This window comes from Nocardioides albidus (assembly GCF_006335005.1).
GTDB classification, from domain to species: domain Bacteria; phylum Actinomycetota; class Actinomycetes; order Propionibacteriales; family Nocardioidaceae; genus Nocardioides; species Nocardioides albidus.
The window spans coordinates 11267-37679 of record NZ_VDMP01000010.1; the positions used below are offsets into that span (position 1 = coordinate 11267).

Annotated in this window: 23 protein-coding genes and 1 pseudogene; 14 read left to right on the forward strand and 10 right to left on the reverse strand. The window is 72.6% G+C overall.

The genetic code is table 11. The features are described 5' to 3' along the window. A partial coding sequence (gene pruA / locus FHP29_RS00720) for an L-glutamate gamma-semialdehyde dehydrogenase (protein ID WP_240044218.1) occupies window positions 1–1304 on the forward strand: 1304 nt, incomplete at its 5' end. 182 nt (window positions 1305–1486) lie between these two features. Here pruA and FHP29_RS00725 read toward each other — a convergent pair. The 4 genes from FHP29_RS00725 to FHP29_RS00740 form a co-directional block, all read right to left on the reverse strand. Beyond that, window positions 1487–2461, reverse strand: a complete 975-nt coding sequence (locus FHP29_RS00725; protein WP_139620962.1) for a hypothetical protein — start codon at window positions 2459–2461, stop codon at window positions 1487–1489. After that, the gene (locus FHP29_RS00730) at window positions 2458–2982 is read right to left on the reverse strand and encodes a SigE family RNA polymerase sigma factor (RefSeq protein ID WP_139620963.1); all 525 of its coding nucleotides are present in this window, start codon (window positions 2980–2982) and stop codon (window positions 2458–2460) included. The genes FHP29_RS00725 and FHP29_RS00730 overlap by 4 nt, the downstream gene beginning before the upstream one ends. A 60-nt stretch (window positions 2983–3042) precedes the next feature. Then, entirely contained in the window at window positions 3043–3540 is a 498-nt protein-coding gene (locus FHP29_RS00735; RefSeq protein WP_139620964.1) for a superoxide dismutase family protein, read from the reverse strand. A gap of 81 nt (window positions 3541–3621) precedes the next feature. After that, on the reverse strand, window positions 3622–4425 hold the full coding sequence (locus tag FHP29_RS00740; protein WP_205013768.1) for a class I SAM-dependent methyltransferase: 804 nt from the start codon (window positions 4423–4425) through the stop codon (window positions 3622–3624). A 62-nt stretch (window positions 4426–4487) separates the two neighbouring features. Here FHP29_RS00740 and FHP29_RS00745 point away from each other — a divergent pair, with 62 nt between their 5' ends. The 3 genes from FHP29_RS00745 (at window position 4488) to FHP29_RS00755 (ending at window position 7067) form a co-directional block, all read left to right on the forward strand. After that, entirely contained in the window at window positions 4488–5546 is a 1059-nt protein-coding gene (locus FHP29_RS00745; protein WP_205013770.1) for an alpha/beta fold hydrolase, read from the forward strand. 124 nt (window positions 5547–5670) lie between these two features. After that, window positions 5671–6036 carry a DsrE family protein gene (locus FHP29_RS00750; RefSeq protein ID WP_139620965.1) on the forward strand — a complete coding sequence of 122 codons (366 nt, stop codon included), beginning with the start codon at window positions 5671–5673 and terminating at the stop codon, window positions 6034–6036. Window positions 6037–6098: 62 nt separating this feature from the next. Beyond that, window positions 6099–7067 carry a hypothetical protein gene (locus FHP29_RS00755; RefSeq protein WP_205013772.1) on the forward strand — a complete coding sequence of 323 codons (969 nt, stop codon included), beginning with the start codon at window positions 6099–6101 and terminating at the stop codon, window positions 7065–7067. A 56-nt stretch (window positions 7068–7123) separates the two neighbouring features. Here the strand turns inward: FHP29_RS00755 and FHP29_RS00760 are convergent, their stop codons facing one another. After that, window positions 7124–8053 carry a 2-hydroxyacid dehydrogenase gene (locus tag FHP29_RS00760; protein WP_139620966.1) on the reverse strand — a complete coding sequence of 310 codons (930 nt, stop codon included), beginning with the start codon at window positions 8051–8053 and terminating at the stop codon, window positions 7124–7126. A gap of 130 nt (window positions 8054–8183) precedes the next feature. On the opposite strand from FHP29_RS00760, the gene FHP29_RS00765 reads away from it, so the two are divergent. Beyond that, complete coding sequence (locus tag FHP29_RS00765; protein ID WP_139620967.1) at window positions 8184–9776, forward strand: LuxR C-terminal-related transcriptional regulator; 1593 nt, start codon at window positions 8184–8186, stop codon at window positions 9774–9776. A gap of 157 nt (window positions 9777–9933) precedes the next feature. Here FHP29_RS00765 and FHP29_RS00770 read toward each other — a convergent pair whose 3' ends face one another. The 3 genes from FHP29_RS00770 to FHP29_RS23320 all read right to left on the reverse strand — a co-directional run bounded on the left by FHP29_RS00770 (window position 9934) and on the right by FHP29_RS23320 (window position 12355). Continuing rightward, entirely contained in the window at window positions 9934–10539 is a 606-nt protein-coding gene (locus FHP29_RS00770) for a pentapeptide repeat-containing protein (protein ID WP_139620968.1), read from the reverse strand. 126 nt (window positions 10540–10665) lie between these two features. Beyond that, window positions 10666–11346: a GntR family transcriptional regulator gene (locus FHP29_RS00775; protein ID WP_139620969.1), complete on the reverse strand. Its 681-nt coding sequence runs from the start codon at window positions 11344–11346 to the stop codon at window positions 10666–10668. Window positions 11347–11350: 4 nt separating this feature from the next. After that, window positions 11351–12355 (reverse strand): M24 family metallopeptidase, encoded by a 1005-nt coding sequence (locus FHP29_RS23320; protein WP_476703654.1) that lies wholly within the window; start codon window positions 12353–12355, stop codon window positions 11351–11353. Window positions 12356–12830: 475 nt separating this feature from the next. On the opposite strand from FHP29_RS23320, the gene FHP29_RS00790 reads away from it, so the two are divergent. From FHP29_RS00790 to FHP29_RS00825, 8 genes are read left to right on the forward strand one after another with little or no spacing between them, the layout of a single operon-like run. Continuing rightward, entirely contained in the window at window positions 12831–14399 is a 1569-nt protein-coding gene (locus tag FHP29_RS00790; protein WP_158296433.1) for an ABC transporter substrate-binding protein, read from the forward strand. Window positions 14400–14406: 7 nt separating this feature from the next. Continuing rightward, window positions 14407–15447: an ABC transporter permease gene (locus FHP29_RS00795; protein WP_139620973.1), complete on the forward strand. Its 1041-nt coding sequence runs from the start codon at window positions 14407–14409 to the stop codon at window positions 15445–15447. After that, entirely contained in the window at window positions 15444–16316 is an 873-nt protein-coding gene (locus FHP29_RS00800) for an ABC transporter permease (RefSeq protein WP_139620974.1), read from the forward strand. The genes FHP29_RS00795 and FHP29_RS00800 overlap by 4 nt, the downstream gene beginning before the upstream one ends. An 11-nt stretch (window positions 16317–16327) precedes the next feature. Beyond that, window positions 16328–17377, forward strand: a complete 1050-nt coding sequence (locus tag FHP29_RS00805) for an ABC transporter ATP-binding protein (protein WP_139620975.1) — start codon at window positions 16328–16330, stop codon at window positions 17375–17377. Continuing rightward, on the forward strand, window positions 17374–18219 hold the full coding sequence (locus tag FHP29_RS00810; RefSeq protein WP_139620976.1) for an ATP-binding cassette domain-containing protein: 846 nt from the start codon (window positions 17374–17376) through the stop codon (window positions 18217–18219). The genes FHP29_RS00805 and FHP29_RS00810 overlap by 4 nt, the downstream gene beginning before the upstream one ends. Beyond that, a complete protein-coding gene (locus tag FHP29_RS00815; RefSeq protein ID WP_139620977.1) occupies window positions 18216–19304 on the forward strand; it encodes a sugar phosphate isomerase/epimerase family protein in 1089 nt (362 codons plus the stop codon). The genes FHP29_RS00810 and FHP29_RS00815 overlap by 4 nt, the downstream gene beginning before the upstream one ends. Further along, a complete protein-coding gene (locus tag FHP29_RS00820) occupies window positions 19301–20764 on the forward strand; it encodes an FAD-binding oxidoreductase (RefSeq protein ID WP_139620978.1) in 1464 nt (487 codons plus the stop codon). Before FHP29_RS00815 ends, FHP29_RS00820 begins: the two co-directional genes overlap by 4 nt. Continuing rightward, on the forward strand, window positions 20754–21809 hold the full coding sequence (locus tag FHP29_RS00825) for a sugar phosphate isomerase/epimerase family protein (RefSeq protein ID WP_139620979.1): 1056 nt from the start codon (window positions 20754–20756) through the stop codon (window positions 21807–21809). The genes FHP29_RS00820 and FHP29_RS00825 overlap by 11 nt, the downstream gene beginning before the upstream one ends. A 9-nt stretch (window positions 21810–21818) precedes the next feature. Here the strand turns inward: FHP29_RS00825 and FHP29_RS00830 are convergent, their stop codons facing one another. Continuing rightward, on the reverse strand, window positions 21819–23159 hold the full coding sequence (locus tag FHP29_RS00830) for an FAD-dependent oxidoreductase (RefSeq protein WP_139620980.1): 1341 nt from the start codon (window positions 23157–23159) through the stop codon (window positions 21819–21821). A 76-nt stretch (window positions 23160–23235) separates the two neighbouring features. On the opposite strand from FHP29_RS00830, the gene FHP29_RS00835 reads away from it, so the two are divergent. Continuing rightward, complete coding sequence (locus FHP29_RS00835) at window positions 23236–24153, forward strand: LysR family transcriptional regulator (protein ID WP_205013773.1); 918 nt, start codon at window positions 23236–23238, stop codon at window positions 24151–24153. A gap of 102 nt (window positions 24154–24255) precedes the next feature. Here the strand turns inward: FHP29_RS00835 and FHP29_RS00840 are convergent. Beyond that, window positions 24256–26413 (reverse strand): annotated as a pseudogene (locus FHP29_RS00840) (immune inhibitor A domain-containing protein); the annotation flags it as partial.

Sequence of the window (26413 nt, forward strand, 5' to 3'; positions counted from 1 at the left end):
AGCTGCTCGCCGGCCCGTGGCGCCAGCGGCTCAACGCCGCCACCATGCTCGGCCAGTCCAAGACCTCGTTCCAGGCCGAGATCGACGCCGCCTGCGAGCTGATCGACTTCTGGCGGTTCAACGTCCACTTCGCCCGCCAGATCCTCGCCGAGCAGCCGATCGCCAACAGCCCCGGCATCTGGAACCGCACCGACCACCGCCCGCTCGAGGGCTTCGTCTACGCGATCACGCCGTTCAACTTCACCGCGATCGCGGGCAACCTGCCGACCGCGCCCGCGCTCATGGGCAACACCGTCATCTGGAAGCCGTCGCCCACCCAGCAGTTCGCCGCGTCGTTGACGATGGAGCTGCTGGAGGAGGCCGGGATGCCGCCGGGCGTCATCAACATGCTCCCGGGCGACGGACTCGCCGTCTCCGAGGTGGCCCTGGCGCACCCCGACCTGGCCGGCATCCACTTCACCGGCTCCACCCCGACCTTCCAGCGGCTGTGGCGCTCGGTGGGGGAGAACCTGTCGTCGTACCGCAGCTATCCGCGGCTCGTCGGCGAGACCGGCGGCAAGGACTTCGTCATCGCCCACCCCTCGGCCGACCCCGACGTGCTGCGCACGGCGCTGATCCGCGGCGCCTTCGAGTTCTGCGGCCAGAAGTGCTCGGCCGCCTCGCGCGCCTACGTCCCCGCCTCGCTGTGGGCCCGGATGGGCGCCGACCTGGCCTCGCAGACCGACGCCCTGCCCGTCGGCGACCCGGCCGACTTCACCAACTTCACCGGCGCCGTCATCGACGCCCGCGCCTTCGCCAAGCACAAGGCGGCGATCGAGCGGGCCAAGGCGACCGACGGCCTGCAGGTCGTGGCCGGCGGCGAGGTCGACGACAGCGTCGGCTACTTCGTGCGCCCGACGGTCGTGGTCGCCGAGGACCCTTCGGACGAGATGTTCTCCACCGAGTACTTCGGCCCGATCCTCGTCGTCCACGTGTACGACGACAGCCGGCCCGGCGCCTTCGAGGACGTCGTCAAGCAGGCGGAGTCGGCGGCGCCGTACGCCCTCACCGGCTCGGTGCTCGCCGCCGACCGGACCGCCATCGACTGGGCGAGCAACCACCTGCGCTTCGCGGCCGGCAACTTCTACGTCAACGACAAGCCCACCGGCGCCGTCGTCGGCCAGCAGCCCTTCGGCGGCGGTCGTGCCTCCGGCACCAACGACAAGGCCGGCTCGCCGCTCAACCTGCTCCGCTGGACCTCCCCGCGCTCGATCAAGGAGACCCTGGTCCCGCCCACGGACCACCGCTACCCCCACATGGGCTGACCCGACCGTTGACTTGCCCCGAACTCACCGTCGAGTTTCCCCAAACTCGCGGTTGAGTTGCCCCGAACTCACCGTCGAGTTGCCGCCCTCGCGGCGATGACGGCAACTCGACGGTGAGGAAGTGGCAACTCGACGGTGAGGAAGTGGCAACTCAACAGGGGATCCAGACGCGGCGAGAGGCCTCAGGGTCTGACCTCGCGCCACACCACCCCGAACGGCCGGGGCTGGTCGGGGCCGCCGCGGAGTCGCACGCTGACGGTGTGGCGTCCGGGCGGCAGCGGGGCGAGGTAGCCCGAGCCCGCGAGGACCGGTCCGGCGTCGACCTCGACGCCGTCGACGAGGAGCCGGACCACGCCGGGATCCACACCGGAGTCCACACCGGGTTCGACGTCGGGTACGACGAGCTGGGCCACCATCTGGGTGCTCGACTCGTGGGTGGCGTCCAGGCGCCGGTCGCCCGGCTGCGACTCCTGGGACCCGGCGTACGCCCACTCCCGGAGGGTGCCGCGTGACGGGTCGAAGACGCGCTCCACGTCGTAGACGCCGACTCCCGCGACGACGGCGACCGGCTCCGGCAGGCGGAAGACGCCGGCGACGAGGACCGCGTCGGGTGCGGTGACGGCGCCGCTGCCGGTGCGGGTGATCCACAGCCGCAAGGTGTGCTTCCCGTCGGCGAAGCGGTCGTCGAGGACGTAGCCGAGGAGCGCCTCGGGCGGCTCGGCCACCTCGCACGGCGCCTCGCCGGGGCTGGCGCCGTCCAGGGTGGCGTGCAGGGTGTAGTCGGCGCCGACGCCGAAGCACGTGGCCGTCCACTGGGTCGGGCCGTCGGCGTCGTGGGACAGGGTGACCTCCGACCCGTCGTGCGACTCGCGGGACTCGAGCGGGGTCCGGCCGGCGAACGCGTCCACGCCGACCTGGTCCGGCTGCGGCACCTCGACCACGGGCGCGCTCCGGCGCAGCGGGTCGAGGCCGAGCAGGGCGGCGCCGAGGAGCGCGACGGCGACGAGGGCCGCGGCCACGGAGGCGGCCGTGATCCGGCGCCTCCGGACGATGTCCCGAGCCCGGTCACGTGCGGCATCGGCGCGGCCGGCGACGTCGTCGTCGACCAGACCGGAGACCTGCTGGTGCAGGGTGGCGCGGAGCTCCTCGATGCTCATCGCGGTCGCCTCCCTTCCAGCAGGGCGTCGTCGATCCTCAGTCGGGTGAACGCGCGCGCGGTCTGGCTCTTGACCGTGCCGAGCGAGCAACCGAGCAGCCGCGCGGTCTCCGCCTCGGTCAGGTCCTCGAAGTAGCGCAGCACGATCACCGCACGCTGGCCGCGGGGGAGCCGGCCGAGGGCCGCCCACAGGTCCTGGCGCAGCGAGTCGTCCTCGGCCCGGCCGTGCTCGTCGACCGCCTCGGGCAGGCGGCTGGTCGGCGTCTCGCCGTTCCACCGGCGTCGCCACCAGGTCGCGTAGGTGTTGACCAGGATCCTGCGGACATAGCCCTCCGGGTCCGTGTCGATCCGGTGCCACGACAGCCAGGCCCTCGCGAGCGCCGTCTGCAGCAGGTCCTCGGCCCGGTCGTGGTCCCGGGTGAGCAGGTACGCCGTGCGCAGCAGCTGCGTGGACCGGGCCGCGACGAAATCGTCGAAGTCCACGGCGACGCCGGATCTCCCCGGCTCGACGGAGCTGTCCATGGGCTCACCTCACCCGGTCCGACCGGGCATCGTCATCGTCGCACGGGGGCGACGGTCGGGTCACTGGCCGAACGGCACCGTGGTGCAGAACAGGCGCGCGCCGGCGGCACCGGTGACAGGATCGGTCGGCGCCGCGTGCACGACGACCGAGCCGGCGGTGCCCGCGGCGATCAGCCACGGAACCCTCGCCCGAGCCACGCCGTGCCCGTCCGCGTCGGGCGTGAAGTCCAGCCAGATCTCCCGCTCCGCCAGCGGCAGTCCCGCGTCGCCGTGCTGGTAGTGGCCGCCGGCGTCGGAGCCGAGAGGGCCGCACGGCCGCAGGTGCACGTGCGCTCCGAACCGTCGGCCGGCGGGCATCCCGTCGACGATCAGCCGGACGTCCGTCACCCCGTCGTGGGCTCGGCTGTGCACCTGGGTCCGCACGCCGGCGTACGTCGCGTCGTAGACATAGGCGGGGCCGTGGCCGTGGTCGACCGTCACCGCGTCCGCCGCCGCGAGCGCGGGCACCGCCGCCAGCAGGAACGCCCCGACGGGCGCCGTGATCCTCGAGGCTTGCATCGTCACACCTCCTGGTAGGGGCACCGGATGTGCCCTCACGGGGATGACTCGCTGGCGCCGCCGGAAGGTTGTCGCCGGGACTCAGGCCTCGTGGATCGGCCGCCGGCCGCGGGCGACGTGGGCCGACATGCCGAACTCGACCGGGCCGTCGCCGAACCGGCGGGACAGGCCCTCGGTGAGTGGCGCGACGAGGTCGGCCGGGGCGCCCCGCTCGGCGAGCTCGAAGCGCAGGGGAGTGCCGAGGCAGTAGCCCTCGGCCAAGGTGGCGGCGGACGGTGAGCGGCCGCGCAGCGCGACTCGCTCCACCTCGACCTGCTCGTAGCCGGCGGCCTCGACGTCGGCGCGGATCCGGTCGGGATCGGCGTACCCGTGGGGCGTGCGGCGCAGGAACTGCGGCGGATCCGCGGGGAACAGCTCGGCCAAGATCTCGATGACGGCAGCCTCGACCTCGTGGGTCTCGAGCGAGTCCCAGGCGTTGAACAGGAAGGAGCCGCCGGGTGCCAGGACGCGTCGGACACCCCGGTAGGCGGCGACCCGGTCGGGGAGGAACATCACCCCGAACTGACAGACCACCACGTCGAAGGAGTCGTCGGCGTACGCGAGGTCTGAGGCGTCGGCGACCTCCCACGCCGCTCGGGGCACGCGGGTGCGTGCGTGCGCGACCATCGGCGGGTTGAGGTCGGTCGCCATGATGTGGGCGCCGGGCAGGGCGGCGACGAGCTCGGCGGTCGCGACTCCGGTCCCGGCGGCCAGCTCGAGCACCCGCTGCGGGCGGAGGGCGGCCGCCCGGAGCGCGATGTCCGCCGCGTACGGCGCAAAGACGGCCCCGCCCAGGCAGCGGTCATAGGTCTCCGGCATCGAGGCGAGCCAGCTCGAGTCGCTCACCTCGTCACTGTAGGACGCGCGAAACGCCGTCGCCCGGCGAACGACCGACGTACGCTGCGATCGTGGCGAGCGCCGTGACCCAGGAGGTCCGCTTCTGCCGCACCGACGACGGCGTGCGGCTCGCGTGGGCGCGCCACGGGGCCGGGCCGCCGCTGCTCATCGTGTCGTGCTGGCTCAGCCATCTCCAGCACGACTGGCAGAGCCCGGTGTGGCGGCACTTCCTCGACGACCTGGGCGACATCGCCACGGTGGTGAGGTACGACGAGCGCGGGTTCGGGCTCTCGGAGTGGGAGGTCGCCGACTTCTCCCTCGAGCGGCGCCTCGCCGACCTGGAGACCCTGGTCGAGGCGGCCGGGCTCGAGCGGTTCGCGGTCATGGGGATGTCGGGAGGCGCACCCGTCGCGATCGCCTACGCCCACGCCCACCCGGAGCGGGTGAGCCGGCTCGTGCTCTACGGCGGCATGGCGGGCGGCGGTCTGCAGCAGGCGGACGAGGAGGCCGAGGAGGCGTTCCGCGCGATGATCCGCGCCGGCTGGGCGCGGCCGGACCCGCTGTTCCGCCGGGTGTTCACCAACGCGTTCATCCCCGACGCGACCGAGCAGCAGATGGTCTGGATGGACGAGCTGCAGCGCACCTCGACCAACACCGAGAACGCCGTGTGCAGCAGGATCGCGCGCCACGCGGTCGACGTCCGCGAGCTCCTCCCCGACATCGCCGCACCCACGCTGGTCCTGCACGCCGAGGGCGACCGCGTCGCTTCCGGCTGGGGGCCGCGCCTGGCCGCGGCGATCCCCGACGCGCGGCTCGTCATGCTCGACTCGCGCAACCACGTGCTGCTCGCCGACGAGCCCGCCTGGCCGGTCTTCCGCGACGAGGTCGCCTCCTTCCTCGAGGCCGACCGCGTCGTCGTACCCGTCACCAACCTGTCGGCCCGCGAGCGCGAGATCCTGCTGCTCGCCGCCGACGGGCTCGACAACACCGCGATCGCCGACCGGCTGACGCTCAGTGTGCGCACGGTCGAGCGGCACTTCCAGAACGTCTATCTCAAGCTCGGCCTGTCCGGGCGTACGGCGCGCGCCGCCGCCGTCTGCCGGGTCCTCGGGATCGTCCCCAACCACTGACGCGTACGCGTCGAGCGGTCCGGGTGGTTGCGGCTGCGCGTCGGCACCGATGCCCCGACCCCCTCGCCGTCCCTAGCGTCGCAGTCATCGGCGAACACCCGCCGCACCGACGAAGGAGACGACGATGTCGAACAAGGCAGTGGTCAGCCTGGCCACCGGGATGGAGGACCCCGAGCGGGTCACCGTGGCGTTCCTGGTCGCGCTCGGCGCGGCCGAGCACGGGCGCCCGACCCTGATGTTCCTGACCAAGGAGGCCGTCCGCCTCGCCGTCCCCGGCGTCGCGGTGGGCCGCTCGTGCGAGGGCTGCCCGAGCCTGCCCGAGCTGCTGGAGCGCTACCTGGCCGCGGGCGGGACCTACCTGGTGTGCCCGCTGTGCTTCAACGCCAAGGCGCTCGACCCGGAGAACCTGATCAAGGGCGCGGAGATCGGCGGCACCATCCCGATGTGGGAGTGGATCGGCGACGAGGGCGCGACGTCGTTCAGCTACTGACGTTGTCCACAGGCTGTGCCGTGCGGGAGGCGGCGAAGCCGCAGGAGGTCGATGCTCGGAGCGTGACCGTCCGGTTCGAGCTCGGCGACTCCGGCCTCGCGTACCTCGTGGAGTACGTGCAGTCCGGGGTGGTGGCGCGCTTCCAGCTGCTCGCGGCAGGGGCGAGCGACAACGACATCGAGCGGATGATCCGGCGGCACGAGCTGACCGTCGCGCACCCGGGGGTCTACGTGGTTCACTCCGGACCGCTCGGTCGCGCGCAGCGGGAGTGGGTGGCGGTCCTGGCGGCGTGGCCGGCTGCGCTCGCGGACACCGCAGCCCTTCCCTGGGAGACCGGCGCCCCGATCACGGTGGCCGTGGAGCACGGACGGAAGGTCAAGGCTCCGCCGGGGGTCCGGATCCAGCAGGTCCGTCACCTGGCGGACCGTCTCCAGCCCGGCGTCGAACCGCCCCGCCTGCAGATCGAGCAAGCGGTCGTCGACGCGATGGCCCGGCTGGTCGCCGCAGGCGACGAGCCGGAGGCCTATGCGTTGCTGGCCCGGGCCTGCTTCGGACGGGGGCGTCGGGCGACTCCGGACGGTATCGCCGCGGCGTTGCGCACCCGCGCCCGCGTCGCCGGACGCCGGGTGATCGAGGGCATGGTCGAGGACCTGCGCACGGGCGCGTCCTCGGTGCTGGAGCGCGGATACCTCCATCTCGTCGAGCGGGCCCACGGCCTGCCCCGCGGGAGGCGCCAGGCAGCGAGCGCCGCCACCGGGCGGCGTACCGAGCAGGACGTGAGGTACGACGCCTACGGGCTCATCGTCGAAGCGGACGGTCGGACGACGCACGACACCGCGGCGGCGTACGACGCGGACGCCCTTCGCGACCTCGCCGAGAAGGCACACCGCGACATGGAGACGGTGCGGGTCACCTACGGGATGGTGTTCCGCACGCCATGCCGGACAGCCCGACAGATCGCGATCATCCTGCGCAGACGCGGCTGGACGGGCGGCACGCGACGCTGCCCGCGCTGCCCGCCGGAAGAGTGACGGGCTTGCGGAGTGATCTGCACGTGCCAGGTGCCGGCAGACGACTCCATGTGCACTCAGCCCATCTCGGGCACCGGGGTGAGCAGGGTGCCGTCGGCCAGCCAGGAGGCGAGGTTGTCGAGGGTCAGCTGGCGCATCGCGGCCCGCGTGGGGTGGGTGCCGGAGGCGATGTGGGGGAGGAGCACCGCGGTGTCCAGCGCGACCAGCCCGGCGGGCACCTGCGGCTCGTCGGCGAAGACGTCGAGGCCGGCGCCGCCGAGCCGGCCCTCCTGCAGGGCGGCGACCAGCGCGGGCTCGTCGACCACCGAGCCGCGGGCGATGTTGATCAGCACGCCGTCGGGGCCGAGGGCGTCGAGGACGGCCCGGTCCACGAGCGCCTCGGTGCCGGCGCCGCCGGGCACCACCACGACGAGGCTGTCGACGCCGGCGGCCAGCGCGACCGGCGAGGCCGCATAGGGGTACGGCGCGTCCGGCACCTCCCGGCGGTTGTGATAGCTCACCGCGCAGCCGAAGGCCTCCAGCCGGGTCGCGACGGCGCGGCCGATCCGGCCCAGGCCGAGGATCCCGACCCGGCTGCCGGCGACCTGGTCGGTCAGCGGGAAGGCGCCCTCCGGCCACCGGCCGGCACGGACGAAGCGGTCGGCGACGACCACCCGGCGGCGTACGGCGAGCAGCAGGGCGAGCGCCGTCTCCGCGACGGCGTCGTCGAGCACGTCGGGGGTGTTGCTGACCGCGACGCCCCGCGCCAGCGCGGCGGTGACGTCGATGTTGTCGTAGCCGACGCCGTGGTTGGCGATCACGCCGAGGCGCGGCAGGGAGGCGATGAGGGCGGCGTCGACGGTCCCGGCGTTGCTGGACACGATGCCGACCACGTCGCCCGCGCGGGTCGGGAGGTCGGCGGGGTCGACGGCGTCGTACCGCTCGCCGACGGCGGCGTGGAGCTGCGGGCTGAGCGGCGGGACGCGGAGGATGACGGGACGGCTCACCGGTCCAACCTATGATTCCGCCACGCCCGGGGGTCCGGCGTCCCTAGGATGCGGCCATGCGCGCCATCATGGGGGGCCGCCGCAGTACTCCGCTCGCTGCCCTCTGCCTCGCGGACCTCGTCGTGCCCGCATGAGCGAGAGTCCGGTGGACACCTCCGCGGGCCTCGCCGCGGCCCAGGAGCGCGGCGACTGGGCGACGTGCGTGCGCATGCTGGAGGAGTCCTGGCTGACGCTGATGTTCCACGGCGACTTCGGCGTGCTCTCCCGGGTGGCCTTCAGCCTCCCGGCCGCGGTGCGGCGTGCGTCGCCGCTCGCGGGGACCCTGGCGGAGATGTTCGGCGCTGCCCCGATCGGCACCGTGCCCCTCCATGTCCCCACCGAGCGCGCCGAGATCGAGGGCCTCGCCGCGAGCGACGACCTCCGGGAGTTCGTCGGCCGGGTCTGCCTGGCGGTGATGGCGCGTCGGCTGCAGGGCCGACCGAGGGCGGCCTGCGCGATGGCCCGGGCCGCGGCCGAGGTGGTCGGCCGGGCGCCGCTGATGGGGCTGGGCCTGAGCCCGGGGCCGATGCCGGGCAACAACGTCACCGACCTCAAGACCTTCTTCTACCTCCAGGCCGGTCTGGCCGCGCAGCTCGCCGACGACCCCGGGACGGCTCGTTGGGCCCTCGGCGCGGCCTGGCGTGAGCGCGCCCACGACCGCTCGGGCTTCGCGGCCCGGGGCGCCGCTCTGCGGTACGCCGTGGACGCCGCCCTCGCCGGGGAGCCGGAGTCGGCCAAGGACTGGATGGTCCGGGCCGACCAGCAGCCGCGGACCAGCGCCTTCGCGGAGTCGATCGCCGCGCGCGGCAGCGACCTCGTCGACTTCATCGTCGCCCTCGACACCCTCGACCCCGACGAGATGGAGAAGACCGCCGCCGCGCTCGACGGGGTGTCCGAGCGCGAGGAGCAGTGGGCCTTCGTGGTGTGGGCGCTGGCGCGGCACGCGGTCCTGTGCGGAGAGCCGGAGCAGGCCCTGGTCCTGGTGGAGCAGGTGGAGGCGCTCTTCCCGCGCAACTGCGAGGGCGACGGAGTGCACCCCGGTCTGGTCGCCATGGCCCGCGGCGAGGCGGAGCTCGCGCTGGGCCGCGGGAACCGCGCGCTCGCGGCCGTGTCCGCGACCCGCCCCACGACGTACTTCGGCCGCCTCACCGAGGCGCGTGTCGCGCTGCTCGCCGGCGACGACGAGCGGGCCCGGGCCGTCGTGGTGGCGATGACCGCCGACGCCGACCTGACCCGCCGCGCGCGTGTCGAGGGGCTGCTCATCCAGGCCGTCGCCGAGCTGCGGCTCGGGCTGCCCCACGCGGCAGCGACCGCCCAGCGGGTGACCGGGATGCTCACCGCCCGCGGCCCCACGTCGGCGCTCCTCGGCGTCCCGCGTGCGGCCCTCGACGAGCTGGCCGCCGCTGTCCCCGAGGCCGCGCCGCTGGCGGCGAGGCGAGCTGCGCTGCACCGGCCCGACGTCTATCCCGCGTCGGTCGAGCTGGTCCGGCTGACCGAGCGGGAGCGGGCGGTGCTCGAGCAGCTGGACCGGGAGACGACCCGCGAGGACATCGCCCGCGCGCTCTTCGTCTCGGAGAACACCGTCAAGTCCCAGGTGCGCTCCCTCTACGCCAAGCTCGGCGCGACCTCGCGCGCCGAGGCGGTCCTGCGGGCCCGCGAGTGGGGGCTGCTCGCCGACGCGTGAGCGGCGCCCGCGGAGCCGGATCCGGGCCGAGGTGGCGGTGGACGCGCCCCCCAGCGCGTGCCCACCACCACCCCGGCGGATCACGTGGCGGGTGGCGCGCCCCACGCTCGCCACCCGCCACCGCCGCGTCGGCCCGGATCGGATCGGGCCCAGCGGCTCACGGGATGTCGAAGAGGTGTCCCTCGCACGTGCCTCCCTCGTTGAGGAAGGCCTCGGTGCCGTCGGGGCAGGTGGCGGACCCGAAGGGAGTGATCCAGAGGACGTCGGAGCGGTCGGTGCTCGTGAAGTCGGCGCCGACGAGGTAGGACGCGAGCTGGGCGTGGGCGAGGTGGGCGCCGGTGAGGTCGGCCCCGGCCAGGTTGGCGTTGTTCACATAGGCGAAGCTCAGGTCGGCACCCGACAGGTTCGCCCCGGACAGGTTCGACTGGTCGAGTTGCGCTCCCATCAGGTCGGCGTCGGTGAGGTCGGCGTTCTCGAAGTCGGTGCCCCAGAGGAAGAAGGTCGGGAGGACCGCGGAGCGCAGGACGCAGCCGCTCAGGTCCGCGCCGGCGGCGATCCGCGGGGTGGCGGTGCGGCAGTCGACGCCGTTGTAGACGTCGGCGCGCTGGCCGATGGCGAGCTCGTCGGCATCGCTGACGGTGTCGCCGTCGGAGTCGACGACAGCCTTGTAGGGCTGGACGACGCCTCCCTGCGCGGCGTACGACGTGCAGGCCTCCTCGCTGGCGAAGGGCTGGTTCTGGGCGTCGGCGAGGCGAAGGTTCATCGGGAGCACTCCTGGTCGGGACGGGCGACGTCGGCGCCGCCAGTGCTCACGCAACCGCACCCGGTCGCGCCGGGCGAGGGAAGTCGGGCTACTTCACCCCCGGATTCACCCTCGGATCGGCCGGACTCACCGGTCCAGCGTGGACGCGAGCGCCTCCAGCGTCGGACGCCGTCCCCGCGCGACGTGCGCGTAGGCCAGCGCGGCGGCGATCTCCTCGTCACCGTTGCGGATCGCGTCGAGCAGCGCCTCGTGCTCGGCCCGGTGGCCGTGGTCGCCGCGGAAGGTGGTCAGCCGGAACAGCCAGTGCACGCGACCCGAGACCATCCGCATCAGCGACCTCAGCAGACTGCTTCCGGTCAGCTCGAGCATCACCTCGTGGAAGTCGGCGCTGGCGGCCGCGATCCTCCGCTCGTCGCCCGACTGGTGCGCCTCCTCGCTCCTCGCCAGCGCCTCGTCGAGCCGCGCGATCCCGTACTCGGAGATGTGCCGCGCCGCCAGCCGCGCGACCAGCACCTCGAGCGCCTCGCGGACGTCGAAGAGCTCCTCGACGTCGGCGATGGTGAGCTGGCGGACGGTGGCGCCGCGGCGGGGTCGGATCTCGACCAGGCCGTCGAACTCCAGGCGTCGCAGCGCCTCGCGGACCGGGATCCGGGACGCGTTGAGCAGGGTCGCCAGGTGGACCTCGCGCAGCCGCTCTCCGGGGGCGAGCGACCCGGAGACGATCCGCTCGAGGAGGTCGGCGTAGACCCGGTCGACGAGGAGGTCGTCGTCGACGTCGGTCTCGTGGTCGTGCAGGGGGATGGTCATCGCCTCACACCACATTCACGCGCAGGCACAGGGAGTTGAGCTCCTCGACGCCGTGGTCGGTCACGATCACGGTGCCGCCGATGCTCACCCGGGAGCGGTCGAGACAGGCGTTGGGCTCGAAGGCGAACGCGATCCCCGGCTCGATCACGAAGTCGCCGTCGCGCGGCGTCGTGTGGGGGAGGGGGACGCCGGCGAGGCCCGGCTGCAGGTCGAGGCCCACGTGGGTGGCGCCGTTGTAGATCACCGGGGAGACGGTCTGCACGACCGGCCCCATGTTCCAGGCGCCGGCCTCACGCAGCGGCTGCTCCATCACCGCGCAGAGCTCGGCGAAGGTGCCGCCGACGTGCAGGTAGTCGACGCCGCGGCGGTAGGCGTCCATGGCGACCTCCTCGAGGCGGCGGTGGACCTCGTCGGGCTCGCCCACCGAGATCTCCACCTGCTGTTGGGACTCGAAGCCACCGTAGAGCGTGAACANTTTTTCTGTTGGGACTCGAAGCCACCGTAGAGCGTGAACAGCTCGGCCCCGAACACATCGCCCTTGTCGAGCACCCGCGAGCCGCCGCCCATCCAGGGCCAGTCGGGGCCTGCCCAGCCGAGCCGCTCGGCGCCGCTGCGCTGCGGTCCGTTGAGCCAGAGCCCCCCGGCCGCGGTCACGCACTGCATGCCGGCCGCGACGATCTCCGCCTCCCGTACGCCGGCCCCGGCGGTCGCGATCATCGCCGCACAGGCCGCCTCGCCGATCGCCGCCGAGTGGCGGATCATCGTCAGCTCCTCCTCGCTGTGGACGAGCATCAGCTGCTCGAACTCGGCGTGCAGGTCGACGAAGGTGGCCTCGGGGAGGCGGTCGAGCACGCGCTGCCAGGTGCCGAAGGGGATGGTGCCGGCGACGCTCGCCGGCGCGCGGCTGCGCAGTCCGACCACGCCGATGGTCGCCGTGGTCAGTCCGAGGTCGGCGAGGACGTCGCCGAGCTGGTGGCCCGGGCGGGTCAGCCGCTGGTCGGTGACCCACCGCTCGTAGCGGCTGCCCGGCTCGTCGTACCGCCCGAGCGTGATGTTGCCGGTCGGTACGACGGATACCGGCTCGCCGTGGCGCGGGAGCACGCAGTAGCTGCGGGTCCCCTCGTTGGTGAGGTAGCGGTCGAGCTGGTCGCGGCCCTGGCCGGAGACGAGCACGGCGTCGACGCCGACGCGATCCATGAGGGCGCGCAGCGCGGTGTAGCGCCGCTCCCGCTCGGCGGTGCTCAGGGTGGGGAACTCGGTCACGATCGTCTCCTCGTATACCAAAGCGTCTCGGGAATCCCGAGGGCTCACGGTCGGTCGGCGGCAGTTTTCGGCCTGGATCCAGGCTATCAAGCCTGAAATCGATATGTAAGTGCTTAGAAAGTTAGGACGAAGGGTTGTGTGGCTCCGCGCCGCTATGGTCTCCTATGTATACAGGCCGAGTGAGGTGGCTCACAGGCCGACACGGAGAGAAGGAGCACGGAGTGAGCACGTTTCGGACCAAGAGGGCGCTCGGCCTCGGCCTCGCCGCCCTCGCCCTGGGCACCGTCACCGCCTGTGCTGCCGATCCCAGCGACTCGGGTGCTGCCGGCGACACGACCCTCACCTTCGGCGTGGACGGCACGGTGCCGAGCATCGACCCCGTCCTCGCCGACAACAGCACGGTCGACCAGTCGGTCGTCCCGATGTACGAGTCGCTGGTCGACTACGACCCCGACGGCAGCCTGCAGGGCCGCCTGGCCACCGAGTGGTCGGTGGCCGACGACGCGCGCTCGGTGACGTTCACGCTGCGCGACGGCGCGAAGTTCCACGACGGCGCCCCGGTCACGGCCGAGGACGTCAAGTACACCCTCGACCGGGCGAAGGCGCTCGGCGTCGGGGTCGCGCAGTTCCTCTCCGACTACGCCTCGGCCGAGGTCGTGAGCGACACCGAGGTGAGGATCAACCTGGCCAGCCCGTCGTCGATCTTCCTCGGCGGCCTGGCCAAGGTCTACATCGTCAACTCCAAGCTGGTGGAGAAGAACGCCGGCAGCGACCACGGTCAGTCCTGGCTCGCCTCCAACGAGGCGGGCAGCGGGCCGTACACGCTCGACGACTTCAAGCCCAACCGGCAGATCATCTTCGACCGCTACGACGACTTCACCGGCGAGGTCAACGACGCCGCCCCCGAGCAGATCGTCTACCGGCTGATCCCCGAGAGCTCGACCCAGCGCGAGGAGATGCTGGCCGGCAACATCGACGTCGCCGACGGCATCGAGCCGCAGGACCTCGAGGCGGTGCTCGAGCGTGACGGGCTCACCTCCGTCGAGCTCGCCAAGGCGCAGGGACTCTACGTCTACTTCAACACCCAGCGCCCGCCGTTCGACGACCCCAAGGTCCGCGAGGGGATCCGGCGCGCCTACGACTACCAGGCCCACGCCGAGACCATCCTCGGCGGGCACGGCGCGGTCGCCAGCGGCGTCGCCCCGGCGGTCATGGACTGCCGGCCCGACATCGAGTCGTTCGAGCAGGACCTCGACGAGGCGCGCGCGCTGCTGGCCGGGCTCGCGGCGAGCGGCAAGGAGCTCACCCTCGCCTACCAGTCGATCTTCGCCGAGCAGGCCGACGCGGCCACCGCGCTGCAGTCGACCCTGCGCGACCTCGGAGTCAGCGTGAAGCTCAAGACCGTCGACTACCCGACCTACATCGAGTCCCTCGGCGCGGTCGCCACGACGCCCGACATGGCGGTCATCTGGGACAACCCGCCGACCCCGGACGTCGGCAGCCTGCTGACCACCCGCTACCACTCGAAGTTCCGGGAGACCTCGACGAACTTCGGGCAGTACGCCGATCCGGCGGTCGACAAGCTGCTCGACCAGGCCAACGCCACAGGCGACGCCGACGAGCGCTGCGACCTCTACCAGGAGGTCCAGCAGATGCTGGTCGACGACTCCGCGTCGATGCCCGTCGCCGACGAGGTGACCACCGTGGTCGTGCCCGAGAACGTGTCCGGTGTCGAGCTCTACCCCGCCCACACCGGCTACATGCCGCAGACCTACCGGATGGAGGACTGAGCGAGCGATGTCGCCGTCCCTTCTCGCCCGCTATCTCGGACGGCGGCTCGCGCTGCTCGTCACGACGTTGTGGGGAGTCGTCACGATCGTCTTCCTCCTGATCAAGGCGATCCCGGGCGACGAGGCCCAGGCCGCCGCCGGCGTCACGGCCACCCCCGCCCAGGTGGAGGTCGTGCGCCAGCGGCTCGGGCTGGACGAGTCGATCGTCCAGCAGTACCTGGCCTACCTGGGACGGCTGCTCCACGGCGACCTGGGGACGTCGATCTTCACCTTCCAGCCGGTTCTCGGGGACCTGCAGCAGCTCATCCCCTACACGATCGAGCTCGTCGGGCTGGCCATGGTCATCAACCTGACCTGCGGCGTGCCGCTCGGCGTCTGGGCAGCGGCGCGGCACCGGACCCGCGTCGACAACTCGGTCCGGCTCGCGGCCATCTTCTGCGGCGCCCTGCCGACCTTCTGGCTCGCCATGATCGCGCAGACCCTGATCGGCCGGAAGCTCGGTGCGGTGCCCATCTCGGGGGTCTCGACCCTCGGCGTCGAGGTGCCGCGCCGCACCGGCTTCGTCACCGTCGACAGCCTGCTCGCCGGCGACCTGACCGCCTTCTCCGACGCCCTCGCGCACCTGGTGCTGCCCGCGGCGGTGCTGGCGATCCCGTTCATGTCGTTCGTGATCCGCGTGGTCCGGGGCTCGATGATCACCGCCCTCGAGGCCGACCACGTGACCGCCGCGCGAGCCAAGGGCGCCCGGGAGCGCACCGTCCTGCTGCAGCACGGGCTGCGCAACGCGATCGCGCCGGTGAGCACGCTGATCGGGCTGCAGGTCGGCTGGATGATGGGTGGCGCCGTGATGGTCGAGACGGTGTTCAGCCGCCCCGGCTTCGGCAGCTACCTGACCCAGGCGGTCGCCCATAAGGACACGTTCGCGGTCATCGGCATGGTGCTGGTGGTCGGCGTGATCGTCACCTTCGTCGGCCTGGCGGTCGACCTCGTCCAGCTCGCCGCGGACCCGCGCGTCCGCCTGCTCGAGACCCGGAGGGCCTCCGCATGACCGGCACCACCACCCTCGCCAGCGTGCACGCCGCGCCCCGCGTCCGACGCGCGCGCCGTCGTACGCCGTGGATCGACCGGATCGCCTACGGCACGGTGCTCGTGCTGCTCCTGCTCGCGGTCGTCGGTCCCCTGATCGCCCCGCACGACCCCTACTCCGTCGACCTCGGCCAGGCCCTGCGCGCCCCGTCGGGCGAGCACCTCCTCGGCACCGACGGGCTCGGGCGCGACGTCCTCAGCCGCGCCCTCGCCGGCACCCGCGCCTCGATCCTCGGCGCGCTGATGGCCGTCGCCGGCGCGGCCCTGATCGGGATCCTGGTCGCCTCGATCGCCACCATCGGCGGCCGCTGGGTCGACGACATCGTGATGCGCTTCTGCGACATCACCCTCTCGCTGCCGGTCATGGTGATGGCGCTCGGCGTGGCGGTCGCACTCGGACCGAGCCTGCGCTCGGCCGTCATCGCGATGGTCGTGGCCTGGTGGCCCGGCTTCGCCCGCATCGCCCGCGCGGAGATGCGCACCGTGATCACCTCGCCGTACGTCGAGGCAGCCCGCGTCCTGGGCGCCGGCCGGTGGCGCCTGATGACGCGCCACGTCCTGCCCAACTCGCTCGACGGCGTCTACGTGCAGGCGACCCTGGAGATCGGCGGCGCCACGCTCATCATGGCCGGCCTCTCCTTCGTCGGCGCCGGCGCGCAGCCGCCGAGCGCGGAGTGGGGAGCGATGGTCGAGACCGGCTCCCGCTATCTCACCAGCGCCTGGTGGATCTCCGTGGTGCCCGGCCTGCTCATCACCCTCACGGCGCTCGCCTTCGCCCTGACCGGCGACTCGCTGCGCACCCGCAACCACCCCGACGCGGCCCTGTCATGAGCCGCCCTGTCATGAGCCGCACGAAAGGTCTCGACATCGTGAGCCTCAACACCGAGGTCCCCGTGCCCGCTCCCGGCGAGCGGGTGACGCCCCGCCCGGTCCTCGAGGTCAGCGACCTGCGGGTCAGCTATCCCACCGTGGCCGGACCGGTCGAGATCGTCTCCGGCTTCGACCTGACCGTCGCCAAGGGGGAGCGGGTCGCCCTGGTCGGCGAGTCCGGCTCCGGCAAGTCCGTCACCGCCCGTGCGCTGCTCCGGCTCGACCACCGCGCGACCGTGAGCGGGCGGATCCTGCTGGACGGCACCGACCTGCTCACCCTGAGCGGCGCCGAGATGCGCGCCCGCCGGGGCCGCCGGATCGGCCTGATGCTGCAGGACCCGATGACCACGCTCAACCCGGTGCGCACGATCGGCAGCCAGGTCATGGAGGCGCTGCGCGTCCACGGCGTCGGCAGGGCCGAGGCCCGGCGGCGCAGCGTCGAGACGCTCGACATGCTCGGCATCCCGGACGCCGCCCGGCGGATGAGGTCCTACCCGCACGAGTTCTCCGGCGGCATGCGCCAGCGGGTCTGCCTCGCCATGGCGATCGTCGCCCACCCGGACCTGCTGATCGCCGACGAGCCGACGACCGCACTCGACGTCCGGGTTCAGGAGCAGGTCCTGTCGCTGATCGACTCGCTCGTCGACGAGATCGGCATGGGCGTCGTGCTCATCACCCACGACCTCGGCCTGGTGGCCGGCTTCGCCGACCGCGTGTCGGTGATGTACGCCGGCCGCGGCGTCGAGCGCGGACCGGTGCGCGAGCTCTACCGCACGCCCCGGCACCCCTACACCGCGGGCCTGCTGGCCTCCGTGCCGCGGGTCGACCGCGACGGTGCCCTCGCGCCGATCGCGGGCAGCCCGGCCCAGCCGGCCTCGCGCCCCGGCGGATGCGCGTTCCACCCGCGCTGCGCCCGCGCCGAGAGCGACTGCGCCACCGTCCTGCCCGAGCCGCGGCGCATCGGCGCCGCCGACGTCGCCTGCCACCACCCGCTCACCGCCGCCGAGGAGGGACCCCGATGACACCGAGCACCCCGGAGGCGACTCCGATCCTGGACGTCCGGGGCCTGACCAAGACGTTCGGCGGCCGCCGCGCGCCGCAGCGGGCGGTGGACGACGTCAGCTTCAGCGTGGGCCCGGGGGCGATCCTCGGGATCGTCGGCGAGTCCGGCAGCGGCAAGTCGACCACCCTGCGCTGCGTGGTGGGTCTCGAGCGCGCCGACGCGGGAGAGGTGCTCTTCGACGGGCAGCCGCTCGCGGGCGCCGACCGGGAGACCCGGCGCCGCTTCCGGCGCGACGTGCAGATGGTCTTCCAGGACCCCTACTCCAGCCTGAACCCGCGGATGACCGTCGAGGCGATCGTCGGCGAGGGGCTGGACATCCATCGCGCGGCCGCGACCAAGCAGGCCAGGCGCGACCGCGTCGTCGAGGTGCTCGGGCTGGTCGGTCTCGAGGCCACAGTCCTCGACCGCTTCCCCCGATCCTTCTCGGGGGGCCAGCGGCAGCGGATCGCGATCGCCCGCGCGCTCGCGGTCGGTCCCCGCGTGCTCGTGTGCGACGAGCCGGTCTCGGCGCTCGACGTGTCGGTCCAGGCCCAGGTCGTCAACCTGCTGCTCGACATGCAGCAGCGGCTCGGGCTGGCGGTGGTCTTCGTCGCCCACGACCTCGCGCTGGTGCGCCACCTGTGCCACGACGTGATGGTCATGCAGCACGGCGTCGTCGTCGAGAACGGCCCGTGCGCCGGCGTGTTCGACGACCCGCAGCACGACTACACGCGCAGCCTTCTGGCGGCGATCCCGATCCCCGAGCCCGATCGCGACCGCGCCCGGCGCGCGGAGGCGGCGTCCGCCCGGAGGTCCGCATGAGTGCCCTCGTCGGCGCGGACGTCAAGCTGCCCTCGCCCCACCGCGCCCTCAAGGGCGTCGTCGACGCGCCCTGGCAGCAGGTGCTCGCCGACACCGCAGCGCAGGGCCTCGACGGCGTCCTGCTCCGGACGGTCTACGAGCTGAGCCCGACCCTCGACGCCGGGCTGCTGCGCGACGTCGCCGACACCGCCGCCGGGCTGGGCCTCTACCTCGAGCTGGGCGTCGGCAAGGTCAACCCCTACATGACCGCCGAGCTGCCGGAGGTCCGCCGACTCGGCGACGGCAGCTATGTCGCCGGGATGGAGCGGATGATCGAGGCGGCGGCGGCGATCGGCTGTCACGAGCTGTGGACCGCGACCGGCAACTTCCAGTCCGGCCTGCCCGGCCTGCACAAGAACGACCGCTACCGCCGCGACGCCCCGTGGAGCGACCAGCTGGCCGCGACCGAGCGGCTGCTCGCGCGGCTGGCGCCGGTCCTGCGCGCGTGCGGCTCCCGCCTCAACCTCGAGACCCACGAGGAGATCACCACGCCCGACGTCGTGCGCCTCGTGGAGGCGGTGGGTCCCGACGTCGTCGGCGTGACCTTCGACAGCGCCAACGTCTACGTGCACGGGGAGACCGCCGAGGCGGCCGCTCGCCGCGTGGCGCCGTACACCCGTATGTGCCACCTGCGCGACGTCGTCATCGTCCACGGGCCCGAGGCGCCGGACCGCTACCTCGTCCCGTGCGGCGAGGGCGTCGTCGACTGGGCCGAGGTCCTCGGATCGCTGCTCGGCGCCAACCCCGACCTCCACCTCACCATCGAGCCGGCCGGACCGCACCAGCCGGCCATGCAGATCTGGTACGACGACCCGCGGTGGCGGGTCGCGCACCCCGACCTCGACCCCCTCGAGCTTGACGCGGTCCTCGACTGCGTCGGTGCCTACGAGCACCACGTCCGCTCATTCGACCGTCCCGACGCAGCCAGGCTGCGGGCGGGCGGGCTGTTCACGCGGGAGGAATTCCTCCGCCGAAGTGCCGGGCACCTCCGCGGCGTCACCGCTGCCGGAGCACACACCCACCCCACGAAGGAGTACATCCCATGAGCACGACCGCGAACGGCACGCAGTCGGACCTCGCCGGTCTCAAGAGCGCCGTCGACTGCCCGGTGATCCTGCCCGGCGAGCGCCACTACGACCTCGAGCGCCACGTCTGGAACGCCGACATCGACCGTCACCCGGCGGCGATCGTCTCCTGCCGGACCGCCCAGGACGTGTCGCGTGCCCTCACCTGGTCGCTGGAGAACGGCTACGAGGTCACCGTCCGCGGCGGCGGCCACAACCTCGCCGGCACAGCCGTGATCGACGGCGCGGTGCTGCTCGACACCGGCCCGATGAAGGAGGTCACCTTCGACCACGAGGCCGGCACCGTGAGCGCGGGCGCCGGCTGCCGGCTGGGCGACCTCGACCGCGCCTGCGCCGAGCACGGCGTCGTCGTACCTGCCGGCACCGTGTCGCACACGGGCGTCGCCGGGCTCACCCTGGGCGGCGGAACCGGCTACCTGTCGCGGATGTACGGCCTCACCACCGACCACGTCGTCGAGGTCGAGTTCGTCGTCGCCGACGGCCGGATCCTCACCGTCAACGAGAACGAGCACCCCGAGCTGTTCTGGGCGGTGCGCGGCGCCGGTCACAACTACGGCATCGCCACCCGGTTCACCTTCCGCTACACGCCCTTCACGCTGCAGGCCAACGTCCGCCAGGCGTTCTTCGTCGGCGAGGACCGCAAGCGGGTCCTGCAGTACTTCCGCGACTGGAGCTACGACGCCCCCGACAACGTCGTGACCTATGCGCGCACCGTCGAGGTGCCGGAGTTCTGGACCGTCGTCCCGGCCAAGTACCGCGGCAGCCAGGTCGTGTCGGTCGCCACCATCCACTGGGGCGAGCCGGACGAGAGCCGGCAGCTGACCGACGGGATCTTCGGCGCCGGGGCGCCGGTCTGGCACACCGAGTACCGCAGCCCCCACGTGGAGCTGCAGGGCGCCTGCGACGACGACTTCCGCTACGGCGTGCGCCGCTACTGGAAGAACAGCATGCTCAACGAGTTCCCCGACGAGGCGATCGACACCGTGCTCAAGTGGTCCGACGCCTACCCCGGTCGCCCGCTGCAGGCCCGCTCGACGATCGCCCCGCACTTCGCCTGCCCCTACCAGCTCTACCCGCGGGGCGGACAGGCGGCGCGGGTCGACCCGATGTCGACGTCCACCAGCGACCGCACCTCGGCGAAGTTCATGGCCAGCGCCGGCGCGGAGTGGGAGTTCCCGTCCGAGGCGCCCGAGCTGATGGACTGGGTCTCGGCCTTCGACGCCGAGATGGACCCCTACAAGAACGGCACCTACATCAACTTCACCAGCGTCGCCGGCGACGAGAACGCCGCGCGCTACGCGTACGGCGACAAGTACGACCGGCTGGTCGCGGTGAAGCACGAGTACGACCCCCACAACGTGTTCCGCCGCGGTCTGGTCGACCTGTCCGGTGAGGGCGAGGACACCCTCGATGAGGAGTGACCTCGGGTTCCGGATCGGCACGGACAGCTCGAAGTTCCCCGCGCCCCCGGACACCGACGCCGCGTGGCTGCTGGAGAAGGCGGCGAAGGTCGGCCTGGAGGGGGTGTTCTTCCGGTCGGCCCTCGAGCTCAGCCCGGCGCTCGACGTCGGCGAGCTCCGCGCGCTGCGGGAGCAGGCCGACGACCTCGGGCTCTACCTGGAGGTCGGGGCGGCGAAGATCAACCCCTTCGCGGCCCCGGAGGCGCCGGAGATCCGGATCCTCGGCGACGGCGACTACCTGCTCGGCATCGAGCGGATCGTCGCCGCGTGCGCGGCCGCGGGGATCCACGAGATCTGGGCGGCGACGGCCAACTACAAGTTCGATCTCGCCGGCCGGCTCGCGTGCGACCGCTACCGCACCGACGTGACCTGGGACGACCAGTTGCGCGCCACGGCGAAGGTGATGGCCCAGCTCGCGCCCGTGCTGCGCGCGCACGGCTCCCACCTCAACATCGAGACGCACGAGGAGATCACGACCTTCGAGCTGGTCCGCCTGGTCGAGGAGGGAGGCCCCGACGCGTTCGGGATCACCTTCGACACCGCCAACGTGCTGATCCGGGGAGAGGACCCGGTGGCCGCGGCCCGGCGGGTCGCGCCGTACACGCGCCAGACCCATGTCCGCGACGGCGCGCTGTTCTTCACCGACGAGGGCCTGTGCCGGGTGCTCGCCCCGTGCGGGCAGGGGGTCATCGACTGGCCCGCGCTGTTGTCCGCGCTGCTCGCGGCGCCCCGGCGGGCGCTGTCGATCGAGGGCATCATGGGCCGCCGCTTCCAGCTGCCCATCCCGCTCTACGACCCGCTGTGGCACGCCGGTCAGCCGGACATGACCACCGTGGAGATGGCCGAGCTCGTCCGGCTCGCGTGCGGCTACGAGGGCGCGGTCGAGCGGGGCGAGCGCCGCTCCCTGGCCTCGCTCGCCGAGCCGGCCGACGACCACGAGCGCGAGCAGTTCGTGCTCGACAGCGTCGCCCACCTGCGGGCGGTCGCCGAGCAGATCGGCGGGTGAGCCTCGCCGTCAGGCGCGGCCGGCCTCCAGCATCTCCGCTCGGGTCGCGACCTTCACCCGGGTCCGGCCCTCGGCCTCGCCCAGCGCGATCTCGTGGGCGTCGAGGCGCTCCCACGACGTGTGGGTGACGACCTCCAGGTCGCGCTCGGCGAAGTAGGCGTCGACGTCCTCGGGACGCCGGGCGGTCGCGGTCTGCCGCGTCTCGGCGAGCAGGTGGCCCACCGTCTCGGCGGCGTCGCTCTTGGTGTGGCCGATCAGGCCGACCGGGCCGCGCTTGATCCAGCCGGTCACGTAGGTGCCGGGGATCGGCGTACCGTCCAGGTCGAGGACCCGGCCGCCGTCGTTGGGGATCACGGCGGCGCGGTCGTCGAACGGCAGGCCCGGCAGCGCGGTGCTGCGGTAGCCGATCGCGCGGTAGACCTGCTGCACGTCCCAGTCGGTGATCTCGCCCGTGCCCTCGACGTTGCCGTCGGCGTTCGGCGAGTGGGTGCGCTCGGTGCGCAGCGTCGTGACCCGGCCGTCCTCGGCGAGGATCTCGACGGGCGCCTCGGCGAAGTGCAGGTGGATCCGGTGCGGCTTGCCGACCGGCTCCGCGCCGACCCAGCTGGTCAGCGTGTTGAGGACCATCTTCTGCGACTTGTGCTCGGCGATGTGCGCCATCCCGTGCGCGTCGACGTCGAAGCCCTCGGGGTGGACGATCACCTCGACGTTGGGGGAGTGGTTGAGCTCGCGCAGCTCGAGCGGCGAGAACTTCGCGTACGCCGGGCCGCGGCGCGCGAACACGTGCACGTCGGTGATGGTCTTCGCCTTCAGGGCGGCGTGGACGTGCGGGGGGATGTCGGTGACGAGCATCTCGTCGCCGGTCTTGGCCAGCACCCGGGCCACGTCGAGGGCGACGTTGCCGACGCCGAGGACGGCGACGCTGGTGGCCTCGAGCGGCCAGGTCTGCGGGACGTCCGGGTGGGCGTCGTACCAGGACACGAAGTCGGCGGCGCCGAGCGAGTGCTCCTCGCCGGGGATGCCGAGGTCGCGGTCGCCCATCGCTCCGGTCGAGACGACGACCGCGTCGTAGAACTCGCGCAGGTCCTCGATCTTCACGTCGACGCCGTACTCCACGTTGCCGAGGAAGCGCACCTGGGGCTTGGCGATCACCCGCTGCAGGGCCTTGATGATCTCCTTGATCCGCGGGTGGTCCGGCGCGACGCCGTAGCGGACCAGGCCGAAGGGCGCGGGGAGGCGCTCGAGGATGTCGACGGAGACGTCGACGCCCTGGTCGGCCGCCTTCGTCAGGATGTCGGCTGCGTAGATGCCGGCCGGGCCGCCGCCCACGATCGCTACACGGAGGGTCATGCTGAGAAGTCTGGCCGGCTCGACCCGCTCACAGAACGAGGTTGTGGTTGGGTGCTCACAAGGTATCCTTGTGACCGTGCTCGGTCCCCACGTCCCCGATCTGCGGGCCCTCGAGCTGCTCGTCGGGGTCGCGCGGACCGGCTCGCTGGGCGCCGCCGCGACCGAGCTCGGCATCACGCAGCAGGCCGCCTCGTCGAGGGTGCGGACCATGGAGTCGCTCGTCGGGGAGCCCCTCGTGGCGCGCAGCAAGCGGGGCTCGGAGCTCACGCCCACCGGTGAGCTCGTCGTCCAGTGGGCGGGCCGGGTGCTCGAGGCGGCCCAGGAGCTCGACGCCGGCATCGCCGCTCTGCGGGCCGACCGACGCGGCCACCTGGCCATCGCCGCCAGCCTGACCATCGCCGAGCACCTGCTCCCGGGCTGGCTCGTGGGCCTGCGCGCGCAGCAGGGGCAGCGCGGCCAACAGCCCACCGAGGTCACCATGACCGCCACCAACTCCGCGCGGGTCGCCGAGCTGGTGGAGTCCGGCGCCGTGGTCCTCGGTTTCGTGGAGGGGCCGGAGGCGCCGCGCGGCCTGCGCCGCCGCCTGGTCGGCACCGACGAGCTGCTCGTAGTCGTCGGTCCGCAGCATCCGTGGGCGCTGCGCTCCCGCCGGCGGGTGAGCGCCGAGACGCTCGCGGCCACCCCGCTCGTCGTCCGCGAGGCGGGGTCGGGGACCCGGACCGTCCTGGAGCGGGCGCTCGCCGACCTGCCCCGCGCCACGCCCGCCCTCGAGCTCTCGAGTACGGCGTCCGTGCGGGCCGCCGTCGCCGCCGGAGCCGGACCGGCCGCAGTGGGCGCCCACGCGGTCCGCGACGACCTCGCCACGGGCCGGCTGGTCCGGATCACCGTCACTGGTCTCGACCTCACCCGCCGCCTGCACGCGGTGTGGAAGGGCGGGGCGCATCCCCCCGAGGGGCCGGCGCGGGAGCTGGTGGCCTGGGCGGCCCGCCGCTGACGCGACGACACGCCCCCGACAGCCAACAGGCCCCCGGCGTGGTGCCGGGGGCCTGCTGCGCTGCTGCTCCTGGAGTGATCAGTCCAGTGATCAGTCCAGTGATCAGTCCAGGAGGTGTTCCATGGCCGCCGCGACGAACTCGTTGCGCATCTCCGCCGTGGTCAGACCCTCGACACCGAAGCCGGTGAAGACGGTGTCCTCGGTGGTGGTGCCGGCGCCCTCCTGGAAGGCGGTCTGGCTGCGCTCCCAGTTGTTGGTGACGCGCGATCCCTCCGGCGGAGCGGACGGGGTCCAGCCGCCGAGGTCGCCCTCGAACGACGTCTCCGCGGTCACCGCGCCGTCGACGACGACCTGGGTGTCGTCGACGAACACGCCGAGACCCTGGGTGCCCCAGTCGGTGATGTAGGAGATCGACAGCTCGACCTGCTTGCCGGCGTACGCCGTCAGGTCGACGTTCCACTCCTGCCACCCACCGCTGCTGCCGGTCGCGGCGTTCCAGGTCCCGCTGGTCCCGGTCGGTGAGCAGTCCGCGCCCTGGTAGTGCGACACGAACGGGTGGATCGCCGTCCAGCCGGCCGCACACGACTCACCCGTGCCCTGCGCGGTGTGACCGTTGGCGTCGGGCAACGTCGTCCAGTTGTCGGTGCCCGCCTCGCGGGCCTCGACGACCACGTAGTCCCAGTCCGCCTCGGTGTCGTGCGACATCTGGAACTTCAGGGCGCCCGAGGTGGCGCCGGTCAGGTCGACCGTCCGGCTGAGCCGCTTCCAGCCCTGGTCCGCCGTCTGGCTGAACATGTACCACTCGCCGGTGTGCGGGTCGAACGGCGCACCGCCGGGACGGGCCCACTCGATCGGCTCCGAGCTCGCGAACTGCGGGAACTCGTCCTCGGGCAGGAAGCTCGAGGTGGTCAGCAACGACGCGGTGTGGCCCTGGTTGTCGGCGCTGTCGCCACCGTTGAAGGTGCCGGCGAAGCCGTCGAACGCACCTGCGTCGCCTTCGACCGGGAACGGGTTGCCCGTCGCGGGGTCGGTGCCGCCGTCGCTCACGTAGTTGTACGCGCCCAGCCAGTACTGCAGGAAGTCGTTCTCCAGGGGCAGGCAGGGGTTGGCCCGGACCGTGCACTCCGGCGGAGCCGTCGGCGAGTAGAAGTACGCCGGGCCGGTGCCCTGGCCGAACTGGTTGTACTGGCCGGTGACCAGCGCCTTGCCGCCCTCGTTGAGATAGTCACGGACCGTCAGCTCGAGATCCTGGGCCAGCTTGGCCGCCGTGCCGCCCGGCTGCCCGGCGGCGCGGGTGATGATGTCGTCGCCCGACTCCCAGACGATCGCGTCGTAGTGGGAGAGGACGCCGAGGTGGTGCGGAGCGCGGCGGCCGTTGACGTCCACGTCGTACACGTCGGAGCTGTAGCCGGCGGCGGTGAGCGCCGCGGCGTACTCGTCGGCGTACTTCGCGCTGGCCACACCCTGGACCGGGCTGACGCCGGTGACGTCCTCCGCGGCGAGGATCAGCACGTCTCCGCCGATGTCGTCGGCCACGGTGTACGTGAACGGCTCGCTCTTGACCGGGCCCTTGCCGGGCTTGACCCCGGTGAACCAGACCTTGACCGAGTCACCGGACGCCGTGCCGGTGACCGTGCCGCGGAACTCGCCGTAGTAGTCGTGGTGGGTGTCGCCGTACCGCTCGCCGCCCTTCCACAGCGCCGTCGTGGCCGTCTTCGTCGGACCGCCGTTGACGGAGTAGTTGAGCGTCAGGTCCTTGAGCGCCTTCTTGGCCGTGACCGCGACCGGCTGGGTGGTGCCGTGCGAGACCGCGAACGGGTCGGAGACCATGTCGGCCGCCGTGCGCGGCGTGCCCTCGTCCTCGACGACCGAGACCGGGTCGTCGGGGTCGTGGGTGGACTTGGCCACCGACAGGGCGAACGGGATGTTCTTCTCGAACTCGGCCTGGATCAGCTCCTCGTCGTCGGGGAAGTTGAATCCGGAGAGGCAGTCCTCGGCCTCCCACTCGTCGCCGGGGATGGAGTCGGACACCGTCTCGCAGGTGGTCATCTCCGGGGTGAAGCCCAGCGTGCCGTGGGCCACCTGGGCGTGGGTGTCGGTGTCGCCGTTGGTGGTGTAGAGCTCCGCGGAGATGTCCGGGTCGTAGCCCTCGACCGCCGGGTTGGCGTCGTCGCCCACCAAGGCCTCGTAGATCACGTCGTCGGGCGAGGGGGTGCTCACCTGCCAGCCGATGCCGTAGAGCAGGAGCTCGGCCGCGGAG